Origin of the sequence: Burkholderia seminalis, assembly GCF_001718535.1 — a bacterium.
Classification (GTDB): domain Bacteria; phylum Pseudomonadota; class Gammaproteobacteria; order Burkholderiales; family Burkholderiaceae; genus Burkholderia; species Burkholderia seminalis.
In genome coordinates this window covers 1,811,157-1,833,095 of the sequence record NZ_CP013398.1, presented here as the reverse complement: position 1 = coordinate 1,833,095, position 21,939 = coordinate 1,811,157, and the positions used below count along the sequence as shown (strand labels likewise).

The following is a 21,939-nucleotide window of genomic DNA, read 5'->3' as shown; positions in this document are numbered from 1 at the left end:
CAAATAACAAAAAGAACACCTAACCATTCACTATTCGGCGCGAATCCTCCAAGATGAGCACGCTGCCGGCCGGGCACGCCCGGTCGCCCGGCCGGCAGCGATACGCAGGCCAGCGTATCCCTCTTCCACTTGGAGAACACAATGAACAACAATCTGTTGCCGCGTTTCATCCCGCGTGCACTTGCCGCGGGTTGTCTGCTTGCCGTGGCGAGCGTGTCCCAGGGTGCCGGCGTCTATGCGCCCTTCGTCGACGTGACGCTCTATCCGACGCCGCTCGTCGATCAGATCGGCGTCCGGCAAGGCATCCAGCAATTCACGCTCGCGTTCGTGGTCGCGGGCAACGGCTGCGTGCCGTCGTGGGGCGGCGTGCAGCCGATCGGCAACGGCGCGAGCGGCGGCCTCCTGACCGCGCTGTCGACGTCGATCGCGAGCTACCGCGCGAAAGGCGGCGAAGTCGCCGTCTCGTTCGGCGGCGCGAACGGCACGCCGCTGATGCAGGCGTGCTCGACGGTCCCCGCGCTGAAGGCGGCCTACCAGACCGTGATCGACACGTACGGCCTCACGCATATCGATTTCGACATCGAAGGCGCGTCGCAGCAGGACACGGCCGCGGTCGCGCGCAACTTCCAGGCCGTCGCGCAACTGCAGTCCGACTACGCGGCGAAGGGCAAGCCGCTGCACGTCACGCTGACGCTGCCGACGATGCCGACCGGACTCACGCAGGACGGCCTGAACGTCGTCAACGCGGCGCTCGCGAATCGGGCCGCGTTTGATGCGGTCAACGTGATGGCGATGGATTACGGCCCCGCGAACATCGACATGGGCGCCGCCGCGATCAGCGCCGCGCAGGCGCTGTACGCGCAGCTCGACACGGCGTTCAAGTCGGCCGGCCAACCAAAAACCCATGCGCAGCTCTGGCAGATGGTCGGCGTCACGCCGATGATCGGCGTGAACGACGTGCAGGGTGAAACCTTCACGCTTGCGAATGCGCAAAGCGTGGTGAACGCGGCGATCGGCAACGGCTACGGTTTCTTTGGCAACTGGTCGGTCGGCCGCGATCAGGCGTGCCCGTCCGGCGGCACGTATGCGTCGCCGACCTGCTCGGGCGTCGCGCAGCAGCCGTACGCGTTCGCGACGATCTTCAAGCAGATCGACGGCAAGTGGGGCGCGGGCGTCACGCAGGATCCGAACTACGGGGGCGGCTCGGACGGCGGCACGCCGCAGCCCGGCGCGCCCTGGGCGGCCGGCCAGGTCTATACGGCCGGCGCGACGGTCACCTACCAGGGCACGACGTACCAGGCGCAGTGGTGGACCCAGGGCGACGTGCCCGGCCAGGCGGCCGTATGGAAGCCGGTCGGCGGCGGCTCGCCGGTGTGGTCGGCGACGACCGCCTACCCGGGCGGCACCTGCGTGATGTACCAGGGCGCGAAGTACTGCGCGAAATGGTGGACACAGGGCGACAACCCGAGTGCGGGCGGCGTGTGGGTGAAGTCGTGATGAAGTCGTGATGCCGCGACGCGCGCGCGCGTGACGCGCGGCGGGCCGCTTCCGGCGCAGCAGGATCGTGCGCCGGCGGGCGGCCCTACCCGCGCGCGTGCTCGGCCAGCAGCCGCGCCTTCGCGTCGACGAGCAGCGCCGCGTGCGCGTCGCGCTGCTGGCGGATCCGTTCGGTCGGCCCGACGACCGACAGCCCGTACCAGTCGCCGTCGAGCGTCAGCGCGACCGCGATCGCCGACAGCTCGGGCGCGCTCTCGCCTAAGTTCTCGGCCCAGCCGAGTTCGCGAAACCGCGCGGTCTGCGCGACGAGCGCCGGCAGGTCGGCCACCGTCGCGTCGGTAAAACGTTCGAACGGCAGTCGCATGCCGAGCGCCTGCTGCGCGTCGCCGGCGAGTTCCGCGAAGATCGCCTTGCCGATCGAGTTCGCATGCAGCGGGCGCAGCTCGCCCGGCTGGCGCGTATAGCGGATCGCCTGCTCCGACTCGACGACGTCGAGATACGTGACCGACACGCCCTGGATCTTGCCGAGCACGGCTGTCTCGCGGCTCGCGTCGCGCAGCGCGACGAGGTGCGGGTGCACGATGTCGACGACGGGATCGGTCGCGTCGATCGCGGCGGCGATCGTCTGCAGGCGCCGCGTCGGGTAGTAGCCGCCGCGCTTGCGCACTTCGTACAGATAGCCGCGGCTCACGAGCGTGCGCGCCATCGCGAGGCAGCTCGACGGCGGCACATCGAGCAGGCGCGCGAGTTCGGCGAGCGGCAGCGGCCGCCGTTCGGCGGCGAACAGCTCGAACAGGTCGAGCGTGCGGGCAACGAGTTTGACGTCCATGACGAGCGCTTGAATCGAAACGGGAAACCGCGCGCCGGGCGAGCCGCCGCGCGTCAGTACGACTTCGGCAGCCCGAGCACCTTCTCCGCGATGTAACACAGGATCAGTTGCGGACTCACGGGCGCGAGCCTCGGAATCATACACTCGCGCAGGTAGCGCTCGACATGGTATTCCTTCGCGTAACCCATCCCGCCGAGCGTCGCGACCGCCGTCTGGCACGCCTGGAACGCCGCTTCCGCGCCGAGGTATTTCGCCGCGTTCGCCTCCGCGCCGCACGACTGCCCCGCGTCGTAGCGCGCCGCGGCCTTCATCACCATCAGCCACGCGGCCTCGAGCTGCATCCACGCCTGCGCGAGCGGATGCTGGATCGACTGGTTCTGCCCGATCGGCCGACCGAACACGACGCGCTCGCACGCATACTGCGTCGCGCGGCGCAGCGCGGCCTGCCCGAGCCCGATCGCCTCCGCCGCGATCAGGATCCGTTCGGGATTCAGCCCGTGCAGCAGGTAGCGGAAGCCGTCGCCTTCGTTGCCGATCAGGTCGTCGCGCGACACGCGCAGGTTGTCGATGAACAGCATGTTCGAATCGACGGCCTTGCGGCCCATCTTCTCGATCTCGCGTACCTCGACATGCGAACGGTCGAGGTCGGTGTAGAACAGGCTCAGCCCGTCGGTCGGCTTCGCGACCTGGTCGAGCGGCGTCGTGCGCGCGATGATCAGCATCTTGTTCGCGACCTGCGCGGTCGAGATCCAGATCTTGCGCCCGCTGAGCACGTAGTGGTCGCCGTCGCGGCGCGCCTGCGTGCTCAGGTGCGTGGTGTCGAGGCCCGCGTCGGGCTCCGTCACCGCGAAGCACGCCTTGTCGCGCCCGGCGATCAGCGGCGGCAGGAAGCGCGCCTTCTGCGCGTCGTTGCCGAACACCTGCACGGGATTCAGCCCGAAGATGTTCATGTGCACGGCCGACGCGCCGGACAGGCCGGCGCCCGATGCGCTGATCGTGCGCATCATCAGCGCGGCCTCGGTCATCCCGAGACCGGCGCCGCCGTGGGCCGGGTCCATCGCGATGCCGAGCCAACCGGCTTCGGCGAGCGCCGCGTGAAAGTCGGCCGGAAAGCCGCCCGCGCGATCGCGTTCGAGCCAGTAGTCGTCGCCGAAGCGCTCGCAGATTTTCTCGATCGCGCTTTCGATCGCGCGCTGGTCGTCGGTCAGGTCGAACTGCATGGACTGCTCTCCCGGGAAACGTGAACGGCCCGGCCGTTCATAGCGGAAACACGCCCGTCGCGACCGCGGCGAACACCATCAGCACGGTGGCGGCGAACAGAAACGGAATCGTGAATTTCTGGTGCTCGGCAAGCTCGACGCCGGTCAGGCCGACGATCAGGAACGTCGCGGGCGTCAGCGGGCTCACCGGAAAGCCGGTCGTCATCTGGCCGAGCAGCGCGGCCTGCGCCATCTGGATCGGCGGCACGCCGAGCAGCTTGCCGCTCTCCGCGAGCACCGGCAGCACGCCGAAGTAGAACGAATCGGGATCGAACAACAGGCTGAGCGGCATCGACAGCAGCCCGAGTACGAACGGCATGTGGCGCGCATGCTCGACCGGCACGTGCGCGACGACGACCTCGGCCATCGCCTTCAGCATGCCGGTGCCGGACATGATGCCGGTGAATGCGCCGGCCGCGAGCAGCACGCTCGCCATCATCAGCGCGGCCTTCGCGTGCGCGTCGATCCGCTCGCGCTGCGCCTGCACGTCCGGGTAGTTGATCACGAGCGCGGCGACCGTGCCGAGCATGAACATCACCATCGGGTCGACGATGCCCGACACCAGCGTGACGAGCACGACGAGCGTCAGTACGACGTTGATCCCGAAGCGGCCCGGCCGGCGCAACGCGCGTTCGGCGTCGGTCAGCTCGCGCGGCGCGATCGCCAGCGACGCGGCGCCGGCGCGGTCGAGCCCGAGCCGTTTCGCCTCGCGCACGCCGAGCACGTAAGCGGTGCCGAACACGAACGCGAGCCCGACGATCTGCACCGGAATCATTGGCGTGAAGATCGCCGAGCCGGGGATGTGCAGCGCCGCCGAGGCGCGCAGCATCGGCCCGACCCACGGCAGGAAATTGACGCCGGCCGCCATCGACGCGACGCACGCGAGAATCCGCCGGTCCATCCCGAGGCGCGTGTAGAGCGGCATCATCGCCGGCAGCGTGACGAGAAACGTGACGGCGCCCGAGCCGTCGAGGTGGATCAGCAGCGCGAGCAGCGCCGAGCCCATCACGATGCGCGGCGGATGGCAGCCGATCAAGCGCAGTACGCCGGCGATGATCGGGTCGAGCATCCCCGCATCGGTGAGGATTCCGAAAAATAGAATCGCAAAAACGAACATCCCGGCGATCGGGCCGATGTTCTGTACGCCGTGCACGACGAACTTGCCGGTCGTCAATCCGAAGCCGGCCGCGAGCGACGCGGCCACCGGCACGACGATCAGCGCGACGAGCGGCGACAGCCGCTTCGTGATGATCAGGCCGAACAGCGCGACGATGGCGATCGCGCCGATCCATGCAAGCATGATGCGTCTCCTCTTCAGCCGGTACGGCGTCTTCCGTGCGCAAGCCGGCGTGATGTCAGAATGATGGCGTGCCGGCCCGCGCGGCCGGCGGCCGCGATGCCGGTCAGTCCCTGCGGCCGTCGTGGCGGCCGTCGCGGTCCGCAAACACCTGCGCCGCGTGCTCGTTCAGCGCGGGCGGCGGTCGACGGTACGTCGCCGGCGTGCGACCGAGCTTGATCGGCGACGCGATGCCGCGATGCCGGCCCAGCGTCACCTTCATCTCCCGATGCGCGACATGCGGATGATCGAGCGCCGCATCGAGTCCGAGCACCGGCGCGCACGGCACGCCGCGGCGCATCAGCTGCTCGGCGAGCGCCGCGCCGTCATGTCCGGCCAGCGCCGTTTCGAGCAGCGCGCGCAGTGCGGCGCGGTGCGCGCTGCGCGCGCGGTTGTCCGCGAAACGCGGATCGTCGAGCCAGCCGCGCGTGCCGAGCACGTCGCACAACACGGCGAACTGCCCGTTGTTGCCGACCGCCAGAAAAATGTCGACGCTCGCCGTCGGAAAGCTGTCGTACGGCGTGATGTTCGGATGCGCGTTGCCGGTACGTACGGGTGCGTTGCCCGAATGAAAGAAGTTCGGCGTATGCGGATGCAGGATCGACAGCGCGCAGTCGAACAGTGTCGATTCGACGAACTGGCCGCGGCCGCTCGCATCGCGCTCGCGCAGCGCCATCAGCACGCCGAGCGCCGCGTTCAGACCCGTGACGAGATCGACGATCGGCACGCCGACGCGCAACGGTGCGCCGCCCGCTTCGCCATTGACGCTCATCAGCCCCGCGAGCGCCTGGACGGCCGCGTCGTAGCCGGGCAGCCCGCCCAGCGGCCCGTCCGCGCCGAACCCCGACACGCGGCAATGGACGAGGCGCGGAAACCGCGCATGCAGCGCGTCGAAGCCGAGCCCCCAGCGCTCCATCGTGCCGATCTTGAAGTTCTCGACGATGGCGTCCGCGTGTTCGAGCAGGCCTAGCAGCCGCTCGCGGTCGGCCGGCTGCGTCAGGTCGAGCGCAACGCCGAGCTTGTTGCGGTTCACGCCGAGGAAATACGATGCGGTGTCGCCGTCGAACGGCGGCCCCCAGGTACGTGTCTCGTCGCCGGACGGCGGCTCGACCTTGATCACCTCCGCGCCATGGTCGGCGAGGATCTGCGTCGCGTACGGGCCGCCCAGCACCCGCGACAGGTCGATGATGCGCAATCCCGCCAGCGCGCCCTGCTGCTCGTGTTCCGCCATGCGTCCCGCTCCTGGTTCCGGTTGATCGGACTGTCGGCACCGGCGGGCCAATGCCTACGGCGCGCCCGTCGGACTCGACGAATAATTCTTGTGTGTGAATTTATATTCACACTCAGGAATTTCATTGTCAAGCCCGGATACACCCGGCGTGCCGCGCGGATAACGTGGTCGAGCGCAAGTGGGGACGACACCGAATACGGGCCGGTTGCGAGGTCGGCCCGCCCTTCGTTAAGCTGGCGGAAACGTTCATCCCGAAAATAGTCAGGCGAAGCATTCATGAAACGGATATGGCTGGCGGCCTTCATGCTGGCGTCGACGCTCGGCGCCGCGCGCGCGCAAACCCAAACTTTCCATTTCGGCGAAGGACAGACGCGCATGCCCGCCGCGGCACCGCAGGCCGGCGCGCCCACGGCCCGGCACGCGCCGTCGCCGCATCACCGGCGCGCCGTTCACAAACGTCGCCACTCGCACCGCGCGAAGCCGACGCGCAACGGCATCTATACGCACGCGTAACGCGGCGCCCGGCGCCATGCACGGAACTGTCACGAACGGCGGGTAACCTCCACGCGGCAGCTTGTACGCCGTCGCGCCCCGTTGCCGGACAACCCGCCGCCGCCGCGCACTTCCCCACGATTCAGTACCTGCTTTGCCGAACATGAGCACCGGGCCGGATACCCTCGCCGTCACCAAGGAACGCGCCACCATCGTGTGCCGTCAGCGCGGCAGCGTGCTGCTGGTCGCCCGCACGGCATCGCGCTGGTCGCTGCCGGGCGGCACGATCCGGCGCGGCGAGACGCCGCTCGAAGCCGCGCGGCGGGAGCTTGCCGAGGAAACGCGGCTGGAAGGGCTCGCGCTCGACTACGCGGTGCAGTTCGGCGGGCTGACGAAGCTCCATCACGTGTTCGTGGCCGAGGTGCCGGCGCACCTGACGCCGCGCGCGAGCAACGAGATCGCCCGCTGCAAGTGGTTCGCCGCCGACCGGCTCGACACGCTCCATGCGAGCGTGCCGACGCGCAAGATCATCGAGCTGCTGCGTCTCGACTGTTTTTCGGCGATCGTCAACGGCCCGCTTCGTTGAGGGCCGTGCTGCGCACGCCGGTCACGCGCGCAGGAACGGCCCGGCCTTGCGCTCGAGCAGCGCGACGAGTTCGGGCTGCATGAAAGCGTAGCGGTCGGGAATCTCGAGGCAGACGATCTGCTTGCCCTTCAGATGCGCACCGAACAGCGTGGACAGCCTTGCCTTGTGCGCGCGCTCCATCACGAACACGATGTCGGCCCAGTCGAGCTGCTCGGCGGACAGGCGGGTGTCGGCATCGGGCGCGAGGCCCGCGGAGTCGGTTTCGATGCCCGGCCATGCGGCGAACACCGTTTCGGCCGTCGGGCTGCGCAGCCGGTTGCGGCTGCAGATGAACAGTGCCCGTGTCATGTCGCCTCGCGCTTGGCCGCGGGCGGCCCGCTTACCCTTGCGGAATGGTGTCCGGCCGCACGTACGCGAGCATGTGCGGCACGTAGTCGGCCTTGCCGAGATCGACGCCGTGATGGCGCAGGATCGCGTACGCGGCGATCGCGTGGAAGTAGAACTGCGGCAGCGCCCAGTCGCGCGCGTACTGTTCGCCCGTCATGTCGAACGCGATCCCGTTCGGCAGTTCGAGCGCGATCGGCCGCGCGGCGCCGCCGTCGAGCGCATCCGGCGCGAGTTCGCCGAGAAACGCGAGCGTGCCGGCGATGATCGACTGCGCGTCGCCCGGCGAACCCGGCTGCGCATCCGCGTTCCATCCCGCTTCACGCAACGACAGCAACGCAGCCGGCAACGCTTCGCCGCGCAGCCGGTAGACGGGTTCCATCGCCTGGAAACACGAGAAGCGCACCTGGGCGGCGAGCGGGTACATGTCGGGCGCGAGCTTCAACGTCGTCACCGCGTCGGGTTCGATCCCCGCGGCCTGCCGGTGCGCGACGGCCTTGTCGAGCCATGCGGACTGCGCGCGCAGCATCTGGGTGAAGGTCGGAACGAGAAGTTGGGTCGGTGACACGCGTGCGCTCCTGTATTGTGGTTTGCGTCACGATAGCAGCGTCGGCGCAACCCTGCATCCTGGACAGGCGCAAAGCGCGCGCACCGCTGCGAATCGGCGGACGATTCATACACCACGTGTGCGCGCTTCGGTTCCATCTGCGCACACGCGGCAACGCGTGCCTGCCGACATGCAGCCTTACGGCTTGCCCTGCCGCGCCAGGAACCGGTCGAGCTGCGACGCAAACGCCTTGCCGTCGCGCGCGCTGAACGGCGCCGGCCCGCCCGTGTCGATGCCCGCGCTGCGCAACTGGTCCATCATCGCGCGCGTCGACAGGCGCTCCTCGATGTTCTCGCGGCTGAACCAGTTGCCGCGCGGGTCGAGCGCATGCGCGCCCTTGTCGAGGACGGCCGCGGCCAGCGGGATGTCGGCCGTGATCACCAGGTCGCCGGCTTCCGCCAGCTCGACGATGCGCGCATCGGCCACGTCGAAGCCGGCCGGCACCTGGACGGCCTTGATGAACGGCGACGGCGGTGTGCGCAGGAACTGGTTCGCGACCAGCGTCACGCTGATTTCGGCACGACGCGCGGCGCGAAACAGCATGTCCTTGATGACGGCGGGACACGCGTCGGCATCGACCAGTACTTGCATGGCGGGGTTTTCCAGTAGGCATGAGCAGAAGCGGCGATCATAGCGCACCGCCAGCCGGCCCTCAGCGCGCGAGATCCGTGCGAAGCGCGTCGGCCGTCAGCCACTGCGCGCCCCAGGCGGCGGCGAGCCGCGCGCCCCGCCCGATCCGCACGGCCGCATCGTCGAAGTCGACGAACACGACGTGGTCGGCCGACGCGGGTTTCGGCGGCGTTTCGCGCGTGCGTCCGTCGGACAGCACCCACAGCCAGCGCTGCTTGCCGGGCTCGCGCCGTGCGTCTCGCGCGAGCAGCTGCGCGGCCGCGGCGATGCCGTCCGCGAGCGGCGTGCCGCCGCCGCCGTCGACCGGTTCGAGCCAGCGTGCGTTCCACCAGCGCGGGACGGCCGGGCCGAAACGCCGGGCGGCGCCTTGACCGCCGAAGCAGATCAGCGCGGTTTCGACCCGATCGCGCGCGGCCCGATCGAAATACGCGACGATCAGGCCCTTCGCGAGCGCGAGCCGGTCGTTCGACAGCATCGACGCCGAACAGTCGAGCACGAAGCAATGCAGTGCATGCGGTGTCCCTGCGCGTTTCCGGAACCGCACATGTTCGTGAAGCAGCGGGCCGCCGCGTTTCGCGGCGAGCGTCGCCGGCCACGCAACGGTCGTGCCCGCGCGGGCCGTGCCCGGTACGTGCGCGGCTGCGCCTGACTGCCATCGAGGACCGCGAACGGCGTTCGCGGCGGCGCCGGCTCGATGGCTCAGCGTTTTTTTAGCGGCAGCGGCACCACGCCTTTCACTTCGCGCAGGCCGGCCGGCTCGGGCGGCAGGTAACCCCAGTCGCTCTGCGCGGCGGATGCCTCACCTCGCGTCTCGTCCTGCCGGTTGTCGTCCCGCTGGCGCGCATCCGGCGGGGAACGTTCGTCGTGTTCGCCGCCGTGTTGCGACGACCCGTGCGACGGCGGCGTATCCGCATGGCGCCGGTGCCGCAGCACCGCTTGCGCCACACGCTCGACATGCGACACCGTCACCGCGTCGGCCTGCTCCAGCGCAGCCAGCGCGCGCGCGGCGCGCAGCATCACGAGGTCGGCGCGCAACCCGTCGACGGCCGCGTCGATGCACAGCGCGCTGACGCGCGCATGGACTGCATCGTCGAAATCGAGCGTCGCCAGCCGCGCGCGCGCCGCATGGATCCGGTCGCCGAGTTCACGCTGGACGGGCGCATGACGTGCACGAAATGCGTCCGGGTCGAGATCGAACGCGAGTCGCGCCTTCACGATCCGTTCGCGCTGCGCGGCGTCGAAACAGTTCTCCAGTTCGACCATCAACCCGAAGCGGTCGAGCAGTTGCGGGCGCAGTTCCCCCTCCTCCGGATTCATCGTGCCGACCAGCACGAAGCGCGCGTCGTGCGCGTGCGACACGCCGTCGCGCTCCACGATGTTCACGCCGCTCGCGGCGACGTCCAGCAGCGTATCGACGAGCCCGTCGGCGAGCAGGTTCACTTCGTCGACATACAGCACGCCGAGGTGCGCGCGTGCGAGTAGGCCCGGCCGGAAACGCACGCCGTTTCCGGCCAGCGCATGCGCGAGATCGAGCGTGCCCGTCACCTGCTCGTCGCTCGCCGACAGCGGCAGCGTGACGAACTGCCCTTCCGGCAGCAGTTCCGCGAGGCCGCGTGCGGCGGTCGATTTCGCGGTGCCGCGCGGGCCGCTCACGAGCACGCCGCCGAGCGACGGGTCGATCGCGGCGAGCAGCAGCGCCTGCTGCAGCGCGTCCTGCGCGACGAGCGCCGCAAACGGAAAGACCGCGCGGGCGCGGTGCGTCGTCGGATCGGTCATCGCCGCCCCCCTTCCTGAAGTTGTTCGCTCGCGAGCCAGACCGCTTCGATCCGCTCGCGATAGTCGCCCGGCTGCTGCCACAGGCCGCGCTGCATCGCCTCGACGAAGCGTTCGCAGATGCCGTGCAGCGCCTTCGGGTTGTGCCGTTCGAGAAATGCGCGGGTGGCGTCGTCGAACAGGTACGCGTCGGCGACGAGCGCGTACTGGTGGTCGGACAGCACGCGCGCGGTCGCGTCATAACCGTACAGGTAGTCGACGGTCGCGGCCATCTCGGCCGCGCCCTTGTAGCCGTGACGCTTCACGCCGTCGAGCCATTTCGGGTTGACGACGCGCGAGCGGATCACGCGCGCGATTTCCTCGCGCAGCGTGCGCATCGTCGGCGCGACCGGGTTCGCATGGTCGCCGTGGTAGATGCTCGGCTGCTGCCCGGACAAGTGCCGCACGGCCGCCGTCATCCCGCCCTGGAACTGGTAGTAGTCGTTCGAATCGAGGATGTCGTGCTCGCGGCTGTCCTGGTTCTGCACGACGACGTCGATCGTCGCGAGCCGCTCGCCGAAGACGTCGGCCGCCGCGTCGCCGGCACTGTTCTGCGCATACGCGTGGCCGCCCCACTGGCGATACGCATCGGCGAGATCGGCGTCGGTCTGCCAGCGGCGCTGGTCGATCAGGTCCTGCAGGCCCGCGCCGTAGCTGCCCGGCCGTGCGCCGAACACGCGCCAGCCGGCGCGGCGCCGCGCTTCGTCGGGCGTCACCCCTTGCGCGATCCATTTCGCGCGCTCGCGCTCGACGCGCGCGCGGATCGGGTTCAGTTCCTCGGGCTCGTCGAGCGCGGCGACGGCCTGCACGGCCGCGTCGAACAGGTGCATCAGGTTCGGGAACGCGTCGCGGAAGAAGCCGGACACGCGCAGCGTCACGTCGATGCGCGGCCGGTCGAAGATCTCGATCGGCAGGATCTCGAAGTCGGTCACGCGATGGCTGCCGTGCGCCCATTTCGGCCGGACGCCGAGCAGCGCGAATGCCTGCGCGATGTCGTCGCCGCCCGTGCGCATCGTCGCCGTGCCCCATACCGACAGGCCGATCGCGCGCGGATAGTCGCCGTGATCCTGCAGATGGCGCTCGATCAGTTGCTGCGCGGATTTCAGGCCGAGCGACCACGCGGCCTGCGTCGGCACCGCGCGCGTGTCGACCGAGTAGAAGTTGCGGCCGGTGGGCAGCACGTCGGGGCGGCCGCGCGACGGCGAACCGCTCGGCCCCGGCGGCACGAAACGGCCGTCGAGCCCGCGCAGCAGCTGGCGCATTTCCTCGCCGCCGCACGCGTCGAGCGCGGGCAGCAGCGTCGCGCAAACGCGCCCGAGCACCGCGAGCGTGTGGGGCCATTCGCCGGGCGGCGTCGCGTCGGCACCCGTGTTTCCGCAGTCGGCCGCGCACAGCCCGTCCAGCCATTGTTGCGCGAGCCATTCGAGGCGCTCGCGCGTATCGCCCGCGTGGCGCCACGGCGATGCGTCGAGCGCCTGCAGGATCGCCGGGCGCGGGCCGACCCACGGCGCGGCCCAGTCCGCCGACAGCGGATCGAAGTCGTCGCCGAGCGCGAGATCGCGCGCCAGCGCGCCGATCAGCCCCGCCCGCGCGCCCTTGCCGTCGCCGACCGGAAAACGCGCGAGCGCGAGCAGCGTGTCGCGGCGCTGGCGGGCGGCCGGCGATGCGCCGAACACGTGCAGCCCGTCGCGAATCTGCGCTTCCTTCAGTTCGCACAGCCACGCGTCGACGCGCGTGAGCAGCGCATCCTCGTCGCCCGCATCGCGCGGCGGCGACACGCTCAGCTCGTCGTGCAGGCGATGCTCGGCGATCGTCGCGAGGATCGTCTTGCGCAGCAGCTTCGCGCGCCGCGCGTCGACCATCAGCGCTTCGTAGTATTCGTCGACCTGCCGCTCGAGATCCTGCAGCGGCCCGTAGTTTTCCGCGCGCGTGAGCGGCGGCATCAAGTGATCGATAATCACGGCCTGCGCGCGGCGCTTCGCCTGGCTGCCCTCGCCCGGATCGTTGACGATGAACGGATAGAGATGCGGCAACGGCCCGAGCGTCAGGTCGGGCCAGCACGCGTCGGACAGCGCGACGCTCTTGCCCGGCAGCCATTCGAGGTTGCCGTGCTTGCCGAGGTGGATGACCGCGTCGATGCGATACGCATCGCGCAGCCAGAAATAGAACGCGAGATACGCGTGCGGCGGCACGAGATCCGCATCGTGATAGCTCGCGTAGTCGTTCTCGCCGCGCGAACGCGACGGCTGGATGCCGACGAACACGTTGCCGGCGCGCCAGCCGGCGATCGTGAAACGTCCATGGCGCAGCGTCGGGTCGGCTTCGGGCGGCCCCCAGCGCTGGTTCAGCGCGTCGCGCACGGCGGCCGGCAGCCGCGCGAAGCGCGCGATGTAGTCGGCCAGCGGGAAGCTCTGGAACGCGGGTCGCAATGCATGCACGGCCGCGTCGTTGGTCACGCCTTCGGTGAGGCGCGCGATCAGCGCGTCTCCATCGGGCGGCAGGTCGGCCAGCGTGTAGCCCGCGTCGCGCAGCGCCGCGAGCACGCGCAGCGCGGATGCCGGCGTGTCGAGCCCCACGCCGTTGCCGATCCGCCCTTCGCTTTGCGGATAGTTCGCGAGAATCAGCGCAATGCGCTTGTCGGCGTTGTCGAGCGTGCGCAGCCGGCACCAGCCGCGCGCGAGCGCCGCGACGAACGCGATCCGCTCGGCGTCCGGCTGATAGCGCACGACGTCGACCTCGGTATGCGGGCAGCGATACGCGAGCCCCTTGAAGCTCACCGCACGCGTGACGATGCGCCCGTCGACTTCGGGCAGCGCGATATGCATCGCGATGTCGCGCGCATGCAGGCCCTGGTTGTCGGCCACCCATGCGTCGCGGTTGCCGCCGGACAGGATCACCTGCAGCACCGGTGCGTCGCCGGCGAGCACGTCGTGTTCGGGGCTGTCGATCGCGCCGGCCGCGAACGCGGTCGTGTTCAATACGAGCGCGACGCCGTGCGTGTCGCAAAGTTGCGTGATGACTTCGCGGCTCACTGCATCCTTCAGCGACGTCACCGCGATCGGCAACGGATTCAGCCCCTCGGCGATCAGTGCGTCGGCCAGCGCGTCGAACACGGCCGTGTTCGCGGCCTGCCAGTGCGCGCGATAGAACAGGATCGCGACGACGGGCGCGCCGGGCGTCCAGCGCGGCCGCCAGTCGTCGACGCTCGCGCGGTCGCGCGCCGGGTGATACAGCGCGGCGGCCGGCAGCGGGCGCGGCGGCTCGGGTTCGGCGCCGAAACCGAGCGTATGGAACGCGATGCTGCGCAGCAGCGCGTCGGCATTGTGCACGCCGCCCTCGCGCAGATAGCGCCACCACAGCCGGCACAGCGCCGGCGTGACGGTGCTCTTCGCGACGAGGTTCGGATCTTCCTGCAGGTCGCCCGAGAACATCGCGAGCTGCTGCCCGCGCTTCGACGCGAGCGACACGGCCTGCTCGATCCCGTACGGCCAGTACGCTTCGCCGCCGAGATGATCGATCACGACCGTCTTCGCATGACGCAGCACGTCGTCGACGTAGAAATCGACGGACGCCGGCTGCCGCAGGAACGTGACGTTCGCGAGCCGCACGCTCGGGAACCCGGCCGGCAACCGCGGCACGACGCTCGCGAGCAGCGACAGCGTCGTGTCGGCCGAACTCAGGATCACGATGTCGGCCGGCTGCTGGTCGATCCGGACGACGCCCTGCGTATCGTCGACGAAGCCGCCCGGCGTGGTGCGCAGCAGATGCATCGTGCGTTACGCCTGTTGCGGCTCGGCCGCGCACGCGGCGTCGAACGCGCGTTGCAGCGCGGCCGCGTCGAGATCCTCGCCGATCAGCACGAAGCGGCTCGCGCGCGTTTCGCCGTCCTGCCAGCGTCGGTCGAAATAGCTGTCGAAGCGGCGGCCGACGCCCTGGATCACGAGCCGCATCGGCGCGCCGGGCAGCGCGGCGAACCCTTTCGCGCGGTAGATCGTGTGCGCTTCGACCACGCGCTGCAGCGCGGCGATCGTCGCCTCGCGCGTGCCGGCGTCGCCGGACACGACCACCGAGTCGAAATCGTCGTGATGGTGATCGTGATCACCGTCGTCGGCCGAGCCGTGATGATCGTGACGCAGGTGGATCGTTTCTTCCGATGCCGATTCGAGGCCGAGCAGCATCGCGAGATCGAGCTCGCCGCGCGTCGCGCGCACGATCTTCACCTGCGGCGGAATCTCGTCGCGGATCGCGGTTTCGATCCGGGCGAATTCCGCGTCGCCGACCAGATCGGCCTTGTTCACGATCACCAGATCGGCCGACGACAGCTGATCGGCGAACAGTTCGTGCAGCGGCGATTCGTGGTCGAGGTTCGGATCGGCGCGGCGCTGCGCGTCGACGGCCTGCGGGTTTTCCGCGAACTGGCCGCTCGCGGCGGCCGGCCCGTCGACCACGGTCACGACCGCGTCGACCGTGAAGCTGTTGCGGATCGTCGGCCAGTTGAACGCCTGCACGAGCGGCTTCGGCAGCGCGAGGCCCGATGTCTCGATCAGCACGTGGTCGATGTCCGCGCGCCGTTCGACGAGCGCCTCCATCACCGGGTAGAACTCTTCCTGCACGGTGCAGCACAGGCAGCCGTTCGCGAGTTCGTACAGCTGGCCCGACGCTTCGCCCTGCGCGCCGTCGGCGTCCTCGCAGCCGATGCCGCAGCCCTTGAGGATCTCGCCGTCGATGCCGAGCTCGCCGAATTCGTTGACGATCACCGCGATGCGGCGGCCCGCGGCGTGCTGCAGGATGTGGCGCATCAGCGTCGTCTTGCCGCTGCCGAGAAAGCCCGTGACGATCGTGACGGGAAGCTTGCGTAGGGTCATGGTAGGTCCGGTGTCGAAGAGGGAATCAGGACGGGATCGTCGCGTTGGCGGCGGCGAGGCCATTCATCGGGCGACGCGCAGGCAGACCGCCGCGCGATCCGCGCGAACAACCGCGCGACGGGCGGAACAACGAATCGGACATGGTGCTTCCTTGCGAACGGTCGACATCGTGAATGCCAACACGGCTGCCGCCGGCCCTGCCCGCGCCGCCTGCCGTTCGCCGTCCCGGCCCGGCGCGTTCGCGCGGGGGGCTGATCGGCGGAGGAAGCGGAACACCCCGGGCGTCGGGCCTGCTGCGGCCGTGGACGATGCGCCGCCTCCCCGCGGCGCTGAACCCCAACGTTTAGGCCGGTATCCGGGCTGGCGAACACGCCGCTTCGCCTTCCCGGATGCGCGCGGCATCCAGTGGCGGTCGTCCGCCTGCACGCGGCAGGCGGCGAAGCGGCGCTGCATCGCGCTCGCGCGCGACACGTTCGCTTACCGTTGCGGGGGCAGCACAGGTTGGCTCGACTGCGGTGCAGGCAGGCTCCCTGTTTCCCGTTTAACTGCGCGCGCCGGAGCGGCACGCGCGAGCACCAAAACGCGTGCGAGTGTAGGCGGCGGGGCCGGGAGCGTCAAGGCGGCACGGGGCGCCGGACTGCGTTGCGCACCGCCGGCGCACCGTGCCGGAGGCCGGCCGTGGCCGGTTCGCGCGGGCGAACCGCTGTGCTATCGTATGCGCCGCGTTCGGTGCTCGCATGCGCATTCCGTGCATGCAGTTAAACGGGAAACAGGAGGCGGACGACCGCCCGGCCTGTGCTGTCCCCGCAACGGTACGCCGCCCGCGCGCCGCGCTCCCCGCGCACGCGCCCAGGCCGCCCGCGATGCCACTGCCCTTCACCGGGCGGGAAGGCTGCGGCCTGGCAAGCGGCCAGCCCGGATACCGGCCGACGCAAGGGGCGAGCCCAATGCTCGCCGAACGCCCGATCCGCGGGGGACGGATGGGGTGCGCATTCCGCCCGCGTCCGCGCGGGCTTCGTCCGATCCGTCATGCACTGCCTGCCCGCCGGCCGCCGATGTGCCGCCCGCCTGTTCCTTTCCACTGTTTCGACACGGTGCGTGCCGTGCCGCGTGCGATGAGCCGCGCGTGGCTCATCGGCGCCGGCCCCGGCGACGCCGACCTGCTGACGCTCAAGGCCGTGCGTGCGATCGGCGCGGCCGACGTGCTGCTCGTCGACGATCTCGTGAATCCCGACGTGCTGCGCCATGCACGCGCCGATGCGCAGGTCGAGCACGTCGGCAAGCGCGGCGGCCATGCGTCGACGCCGCAGGAAGCGATCGTCGCCGCGATGCTCGCGCACTTGCGGGCGGGCCGCAGCGTCGCGCGGCTCAAGGGCGGCGATCCGTTCGTGTTCGGCCGCGGCGGCGAGGAACTGGCCGCGCTGGGCGCGGCGGGTTTTGCGGTCGAGATCGTGAACGGCATCACCGCAGGCATTGCCGCGCCGGCCGCGCTCGGCATCCCGGTCACGCAGCGCGGCGCCGCGCAGGGCGTGATCTTCGTCACGGGCCACGGCGCGGGCGCCGACGAGCCCGACTGGCGCGCGCTCGCGGCCACGCGCATGACGATCGTGATCTACATGGGCATCCGCCGGCTCGACGCGATCACCGCCGCGCTGCGCGGCGGCGGCCTGCCCGGCGATACGCCGTGCGCGGCGATCGAGCATGCGACCCGCCCCGAGCAGCGGCAGGTCCTCGCGACGCTCGACACGCTCGTCGAACGCGTCGGCGCAACCGGCATCGGTTCACCGGCCATCGTCGTGATCGGCCGCGTCGCGGCGCTTGCCGACGATCCGGCCGTGCGTGCGGCGCTCGGCGGCCGCGCATGATGCGCGTCGCGCTCGGCATCGGTTTTCGCGCGGGCGTCACGGCCGCGCAGCTCGATGCCGCGATCCGTGCGGCGCTGGCGCGTTACCCGGCCGCCGAACCGGCGCTCGTCGCGACGCTCGCCGACAAGGCGTGTGCGCGGGCGCTGCGCATGCTGTGCGCGCGCCGCGGCTGGCCGCTCGTCGCGTTCGACGCGGCGCAGCTGGCGAGCCGTCCCGAACTGGCCGCGAGCGGCCCGTCGGACGCCGCGCTGGCGCGCTTCGGGGTGGCGGGCGTGGCCGAACCCTGCGCGCAGCTCGCGGCGCCGCATGGCCGGCTGCTGGGCCCCAAATCCATCCGGGACGGCGTGACGGTTGCCCTCGCCGGCCCGCTCTGAACCCTTTGTTTCGCTTTCGACAGGACGATTTCCGATGAAGACCGATGCCGAATCCCATCAGCGGATGACCGAACGCCGCCGCGCCGGCCACGAGAAGAAGCAGGCCGCCGCCACCCTGGAAAAGGGCCTGCTGATCGTCAATACCGGCAACGGCAAGGGCAAGAGCACGGCCGCGTTCGGCATGGCCGTGCGCGTGCTCGGCCACGGCATGCGGCTCGGTGTCGTGCAGTTCATCAAGGGCGCGCTGCATACGTCCGAGCGCGACTTTCTCGGCGCGGTCGCGGAATGCGATTTCGTGACGATGGGCGACGGCTATACGTGGAACACGCAGAACCGCGACGCCGATATCGCGACCGCGCGCAAGGGCTGGGACGAGGCGCGCCGGATGATCGAGAGCGGCGACTACCGGATGGTGATCCTCGACGAGCTGAACACCGTGCTGAAGTATGAATACCTGCCGCTCGACGAAGTGCTCGCGACGCTCGTCGCGCGTCCCGCTTCGGTGCACGTCGTCGTCACGGGGCGGCACGCGCCCGATGCGCTGATCGACGCGGCCGACCTCGTCACCGAAATGCGGCTCGTCAAGCACCCGTACAAGGAGCAAGGCGTGAAGGCGCAGCGCGGCGTGGAGTTCTGAGCGTGCCGGCCTGCCCCGCGCTGTTCGTCAGCGCACCCGCGTCGGGCCAGGGCAAGACGTCGGTGACGGCCGGTCTTGCACGGCTGCACCGCCGGCTCGGCCGCCGCGTACGCGTGTTCAAGACCGGGCCCGACTTTCTCGATCCGATGCTGCTCGAGCGCGCGAGCGGCGCGCCCGTGCATGCGCTCGATCTCGGGATGGTCGGCGAAACCGGCTGCCGCGCGCTGCTCGCCGATGCCGCGCGCGACGCGGATCTGATCCTGATCGAAGGCGTGATGGGGCTGTTCGACGGCACGCCGAGCAGCGCCGATCTCGCGGCCGCGTTCGGCGTCCCGGTCGTCGCGGTGATTTCGGCGAAGGCGATGGCGCAGACATTCGCGGCGATCGCGTTCGGGCTCGCCCGGTTCAGGCCGACACTGCCGTTTCACGGCGTGCTGGCAAACCGCGTCGGCTCCGCGCGGCATGCGGAACTGCTGCAACAGGCGCTGCCCGGCGACCTCCGCTGGCTCGGACACGTGCCGGCCGATGCGGGCATCACGCTGCCGGAGCGGCATCTCGGCCTGCATCAACCGGCCGACATCGACGATCTCGACGCGCGGCTCGAGCGCGCGGCCGACGTGCTCGCGCGGACGGCGCTCGCCGAATTGCCGCCGGCCGTCGCGTTCGCGGCACCGGACGCCGCGGCGCCGCTGCCGCGCGTGCTTGCGGGCAAGCGGATCGCCGTCGCACGCGATGCGGCGTTCTCGTTCATCTATCCGGCGAACCTCGCGCTGCTGGATGCGCTCGGTGCGGCGTTGCGGTTCTTCTCGCCACTCGCCGACGAACCGGTGCCCGACGATTGCGACGCGCTGTTCCTGCCGGGCGGTTATCCGGAATTGCATGCGGCGACGCTCGCGGCGAATGCCGGGACCGCGCGGACGATTCGCACGCACGCGGCGGCCGGCCGGCCGATCGTCGCGGAATGCGGAGGGATGGTGTATCTGTGCGAATCGCTGACCGACGTGGACGGCGTGACGACGCCGATGCTGGGCGTGTTGCCGGGTCATGCGACGATGCAGCGCCGGTTCGCGGCGCTCGGCATGCAGCAACTCGAGACGCGCAACGGGCCGATGCGCGGCCATACGTTCCACTATTCGCGGTTCGCGACGCCGCTGGTGCCGGTCGCGAGCGCCGCGCGCCCCGACGGCGCGCCGGGCAGCGGCGAAGCCGTCTACCGCTGCGGCGCGATCGTCGCGACGTACATGCACATGTACTGGCCGTCGAATCCGGAGATGGCGGCGGCCCTGTTCGGCGGCACGGCATTCTGACGGAACAGCCTGCGTGCGTGCCGCGACGTCAGGGCTTTTCGCGCCCCGGCGCCTCCGAGCGCGACGTCCGGATCACGGTGCCGTCGGGCGAGAAATGCGCGTTGAACATCGCGTCGCCCGATACGCCGCCCTCGGCCCAGTGCCAGCTCCACACCTCTTCATGGCTCAACGCGTATTGCGCGACTTCGGTCGGTTTGCCGAGCAGTTGCCGCACGTCGTCCTTCGACATGCCGGGCACGACTTTCGCGATGTTGGCCGCGGTCAGCGCCTGCGTGATCGACACGAGCCGGCCGTCCGGCCCGAAATCGAGCATGTAGGTACGCGTGCCGTACGGGCCGCGCGGGTACTCGAAGCGCTGCGAGCCGTCGTCGCCCTGCCTGACCATCTCGGGCTTGCCTGCCTGGCGGAGCACGTCCTCGGTCGTCGAGACACCCGGCTGCAGTTTGCCGAACGCGAGCGGGTCGGGCTTGATCGAATTCACCGCGTCCGCCACCTTCTGGTCGTCACACCCGGCCGCCAGAACGCCCACCGCACAGGCCGTCAGCACGGTCAGAAGCTGTTTTCGCATGTCATTCACACCTGTATTCATCGAGCCGATCCGGCGTCGCGCGCAGCGTAGCACGCGACCTGTCCCGCCGATGTCAAGGAGCGTCAAATCCGAGCACATCCGTCGCGGCCGGAAAAGCTCATGCGAGCCCGGCAACGACGACGTTCGCGAAACCGCGTCACACCAGAAACGCCTCGGCCAGCTTGACCCAGTACGACGCGCCGGTCGGCAGCGCCGCGTCGTTGAAGTCGTAGCCGGGGTTGTGCACCATGCAGCCGCCCTCCCCGTCGCCGTTGCCGATGATCAGGTAGCAGCCCGGCCGCTTTTCGAGCAGGAACGCGAAATCCTCGCTGCCGGTGAGCGGCACCATCCCGTCGATCAGGTTTGCATCGCCGACCCACTCGCGCGCCACGCCGCGCGCGAACGCCGTCATTTCCGCGTCGTTGACGAGCACCGGGTAGCGGCGCTGGTAGTCGATCGTCGCGGTCGCGCCGAACACGGCGGCCTGCGCGTGGACGACTTCCTTGATGCGCGTTTCGAGCAGGTCGCGCACGTCGGGCTTCAGCGCGCGCACCGACAGGCGCATCTGCGCGCGATCGGGAATCACGTTCGGCGCGTCGCCCGCGTGGATCGCGCCGACCGTGACGATCGCCATGTCGAGCGGCGATACGTTGCGCGACACGATCGTCTGCAGCGCCAGCACGATCTGCGCGCACACGACGACGGGATCGATCGCCTTGTGCGGCACCGCGCCGTGGCCGCCGCGGCCTTGCACGTCGATGACGACGGTATCCGACGACGCCATGAACGGCCCCGGCAGGAAACCGAATTGGCCGGTGGGGAAGCCCGGCATGTTGTGCATCGCGAAGATCGCATCGCACGGGAACTGCTCGAACAGCCCTTCGTCGAGCATCATCTTCGCGCCGCCGAGCCCTTCCTCGGCCGGCTGGAAAATCAGGTTCAGCGTGCCCGAGAAACGGCGCTCGCGGGCGAGATGCTTCGCGGCCGCGAGCAGCATCGCCGTGTGGCCGTCGTGGCCGCACGCATGCATCTTGCCGGCGATCGTGCTCTGGTACGGCAGCCCGGTCGCCTCGTGGATCGGCAGCGCGTCCATGTCGGCACGCAGGCCGAGGCGCCGCGCGCCATCGCCCACCTTCAACTGCCCGACGACGCCGGTTCCGCCGAGCCCGCGATGCACCGTATAACCCCACGACTGCAACTGCTCCGCGACGAGGTCGCTCGTCGCGAATTCCTCGAAACCCAGTTCGGGGTGGGCATGAATGCGGTGCCGGATCTGGATCATTTCGTCGGCCAGGCCTGCGGGGATCACGCTGTGCGTCACGGTGTCGTCTCCTGAAGTACGGTGCGGAACATGCAGGCAACGATAGTCGATTCGACGGCAACCGGACAGACGGAAAGTCGTCGCGGTGGCAACCTGGAGTTGCCGGATGCGGGCACGACTCGCGCCGCAGGGGCCCGACCATCTGGACGACTGCCCGGCGTGCCGTCGACACGCAAAACTGCGCGCTTCACATCGATGGTTCGTATGAGAGGAAAGCGTGGCCGCTCATGTAGAGAAAATAGTGGCTTTACATCAAAGGCTTGCGAAATCCTGTTCACTTTTTGACGCTTGTACGTTTTTTGTGTGCGCTGATGCAAAAGTGAACAAGCGATCCTTCCT

General features: G+C 69.8%; 20 protein-coding genes and 2 riboswitches. Of the genes, 7 read left to right on the top strand and 13 right to left on the bottom strand.

All coding sequences use genetic code 11. From position 1 onward, the window contains the following. Window positions 1-141: 141 nt before the first annotated feature. Window positions 142-1,497 carry a chitinase gene (locus tag WJ12_RS08270; protein ID WP_059557703.1) on the top strand — a complete coding sequence of 452 codons (1,356 nt, stop codon included), beginning with the start codon at window positions 142-144 and terminating at the stop codon, window positions 1,495-1,497. A gap of 85 nt (window positions 1,498-1,582) precedes the next feature. Here WJ12_RS08270 and WJ12_RS08265 read toward each other — a convergent pair whose 3' ends face one another. The 4 genes from WJ12_RS08265 to WJ12_RS08250 form a co-directional block, all read right to left on the bottom strand. Then, window positions 1,583-2,326, bottom strand: a complete 744-nt coding sequence (locus WJ12_RS08265) for an IclR family transcriptional regulator (protein ID WP_059557705.1) — start codon at window positions 2,324-2,326, stop codon at window positions 1,583-1,585. Window positions 2,327-2,379: 53 nt separating this feature from the next. Further along, complete coding sequence (locus WJ12_RS08260; protein WP_059557707.1) at window positions 2,380-3,546, bottom strand: acyl-CoA dehydrogenase family protein; 1,167 nt, start codon at window positions 3,544-3,546, stop codon at window positions 2,380-2,382. Between the two features lie 37 nt (window positions 3,547-3,583). Continuing rightward, a complete protein-coding gene (locus WJ12_RS08255; RefSeq protein ID WP_059557709.1) occupies window positions 3,584-4,885 on the bottom strand; it encodes a CitMHS family transporter in 1,302 nt (433 codons plus the stop codon). A gap of 103 nt (window positions 4,886-4,988) precedes the next feature. Continuing rightward, window positions 4,989-6,152, bottom strand: coding sequence for a CaiB/BaiF CoA transferase family protein (locus WJ12_RS08250; protein WP_059557711.1), 1,164 nt, complete (start codon window positions 6,150-6,152; stop codon window positions 4,989-4,991). Between the two features lie 276 nt (window positions 6,153-6,428). Between WJ12_RS08250 and WJ12_RS08245 the strand changes: the two genes are divergently transcribed. Beyond that, the gene (locus WJ12_RS08245) at window positions 6,429-6,665 is read left to right on the top strand and encodes a hypothetical protein (RefSeq protein ID WP_034186901.1); all 237 of its coding nucleotides are present in this window, start codon (window positions 6,429-6,431) and stop codon (window positions 6,663-6,665) included. Between the two features lie 142 nt (window positions 6,666-6,807). Beyond that, window positions 6,808-7,230 carry an NUDIX hydrolase gene (locus tag WJ12_RS08240; RefSeq protein WP_034186902.1) on the top strand — a complete coding sequence of 141 codons (423 nt, stop codon included), beginning with the start codon at window positions 6,808-6,810 and terminating at the stop codon, window positions 7,228-7,230. 21 nt (window positions 7,231-7,251) lie between these two features. Here the strand turns inward: WJ12_RS08240 and WJ12_RS08235 are convergent, their stop codons facing one another. The 7 genes from WJ12_RS08235 to cobW form a co-directional block, all read right to left on the bottom strand. After that, the gene (locus WJ12_RS08235) at window positions 7,252-7,578 is read right to left on the bottom strand and encodes a low molecular weight protein tyrosine phosphatase family protein (protein ID WP_059557713.1); all 327 of its coding nucleotides are present in this window, start codon (window positions 7,576-7,578) and stop codon (window positions 7,252-7,254) included. 31 nt (window positions 7,579-7,609) lie between these two features. Continuing rightward, window positions 7,610-8,182, bottom strand: a complete 573-nt coding sequence (locus WJ12_RS08230) for a DUF1993 domain-containing protein (protein ID WP_034186904.1) — start codon at window positions 8,180-8,182, stop codon at window positions 7,610-7,612. Window positions 8,183-8,359: 177 nt separating this feature from the next. After that, window positions 8,360-8,812 (bottom strand): YaiI/YqxD family protein, encoded by a 453-nt coding sequence (locus WJ12_RS08225; RefSeq protein WP_049028295.1) that lies wholly within the window; start codon window positions 8,810-8,812, stop codon window positions 8,360-8,362. Between the two features lie 61 nt (window positions 8,813-8,873). Beyond that, window positions 8,874-9,410 (bottom strand): vWA domain-containing protein, encoded by a 537-nt coding sequence (locus WJ12_RS08220; RefSeq protein ID WP_059557715.1) that lies wholly within the window; start codon window positions 9,408-9,410, stop codon window positions 8,874-8,876. Between the two features lie 140 nt (window positions 9,411-9,550). After that, a complete protein-coding gene (locus WJ12_RS08215) occupies window positions 9,551-10,627 on the bottom strand; it encodes a magnesium chelatase ATPase subunit I (RefSeq protein ID WP_059557717.1) in 1,077 nt (358 codons plus the stop codon). Further along, on the bottom strand, window positions 10,624-14,433 hold the full coding sequence (gene cobN / locus WJ12_RS08210; RefSeq protein WP_059557718.1) for a cobaltochelatase subunit CobN: 3,810 nt from the start codon (window positions 14,431-14,433) through the stop codon (window positions 10,624-10,626). Before cobN ends, WJ12_RS08215 begins: the two co-directional genes overlap by 4 nt. A gap of 6 nt (window positions 14,434-14,439) precedes the next feature. After that, window positions 14,440-15,528: a cobalamin biosynthesis protein CobW gene (gene cobW / locus WJ12_RS08205; RefSeq protein ID WP_034186908.1), complete on the bottom strand. Its 1,089-nt coding sequence runs from the start codon at window positions 15,526-15,528 to the stop codon at window positions 14,440-14,442. 329 nt (window positions 15,529-15,857) lie between these two features. Next, window positions 15,858-16,123, bottom strand: a riboswitch (cobalamin riboswitch). A 114-nt stretch (window positions 16,124-16,237) separates the two neighbouring features. Beyond that, a riboswitch (cobalamin riboswitch) is annotated at window positions 16,238-16,473 on the top strand. A 110-nt stretch (window positions 16,474-16,583) separates the two neighbouring features. On the opposite strand from cobW, the gene cobA reads away from it, so the two are divergent. Genes cobA through WJ12_RS08185 form a run of 4 tightly spaced genes read left to right on the top strand, consistent with a single transcriptional unit; the run spans window position 16,584 to window position 19,711 of the window. Then, window positions 16,584-17,393, top strand: a complete 810-nt coding sequence (cobA, locus tag WJ12_RS08200) for a uroporphyrinogen-III C-methyltransferase (RefSeq protein WP_185732779.1) — start codon at window positions 16,584-16,586, stop codon at window positions 17,391-17,393. Further along, window positions 17,390-17,767, top strand: coding sequence for a cobalamin biosynthesis protein (locus WJ12_RS08195; protein WP_059557720.1), 378 nt, complete (start codon window positions 17,390-17,392; stop codon window positions 17,765-17,767). Before cobA ends, WJ12_RS08195 begins: the two co-directional genes overlap by 4 nt. A gap of 34 nt (window positions 17,768-17,801) precedes the next feature. Further along, window positions 17,802-18,404: a cob(I)yrinic acid a,c-diamide adenosyltransferase gene (cobO, locus tag WJ12_RS08190; protein ID WP_059557722.1), complete on the top strand. Its 603-nt coding sequence runs from the start codon at window positions 17,802-17,804 to the stop codon at window positions 18,402-18,404. Between the two features lie 2 nt (window positions 18,405-18,406). Beyond that, a complete protein-coding gene (locus WJ12_RS08185; protein ID WP_059557723.1) occupies window positions 18,407-19,711 on the top strand; it encodes a cobyrinate a,c-diamide synthase in 1,305 nt (434 codons plus the stop codon). 28 nt (window positions 19,712-19,739) lie between these two features. On the opposite strand, the gene bamE is transcribed toward WJ12_RS08185, so the two are convergent. After that, entirely contained in the window at window positions 19,740-20,279 is a 540-nt protein-coding gene (bamE, locus tag WJ12_RS08180; protein WP_034186913.1) for an outer membrane protein assembly factor BamE domain-containing protein, read from the bottom strand. Window positions 20,280-20,436: 157 nt separating this feature from the next. Then, on the bottom strand, window positions 20,437-21,600 hold the full coding sequence (locus WJ12_RS08175; protein WP_059557725.1) for a M20 aminoacylase family protein: 1,164 nt from the start codon (window positions 21,598-21,600) through the stop codon (window positions 20,437-20,439). Window positions 21,601-21,939: the final 339 nt, after the last annotated feature.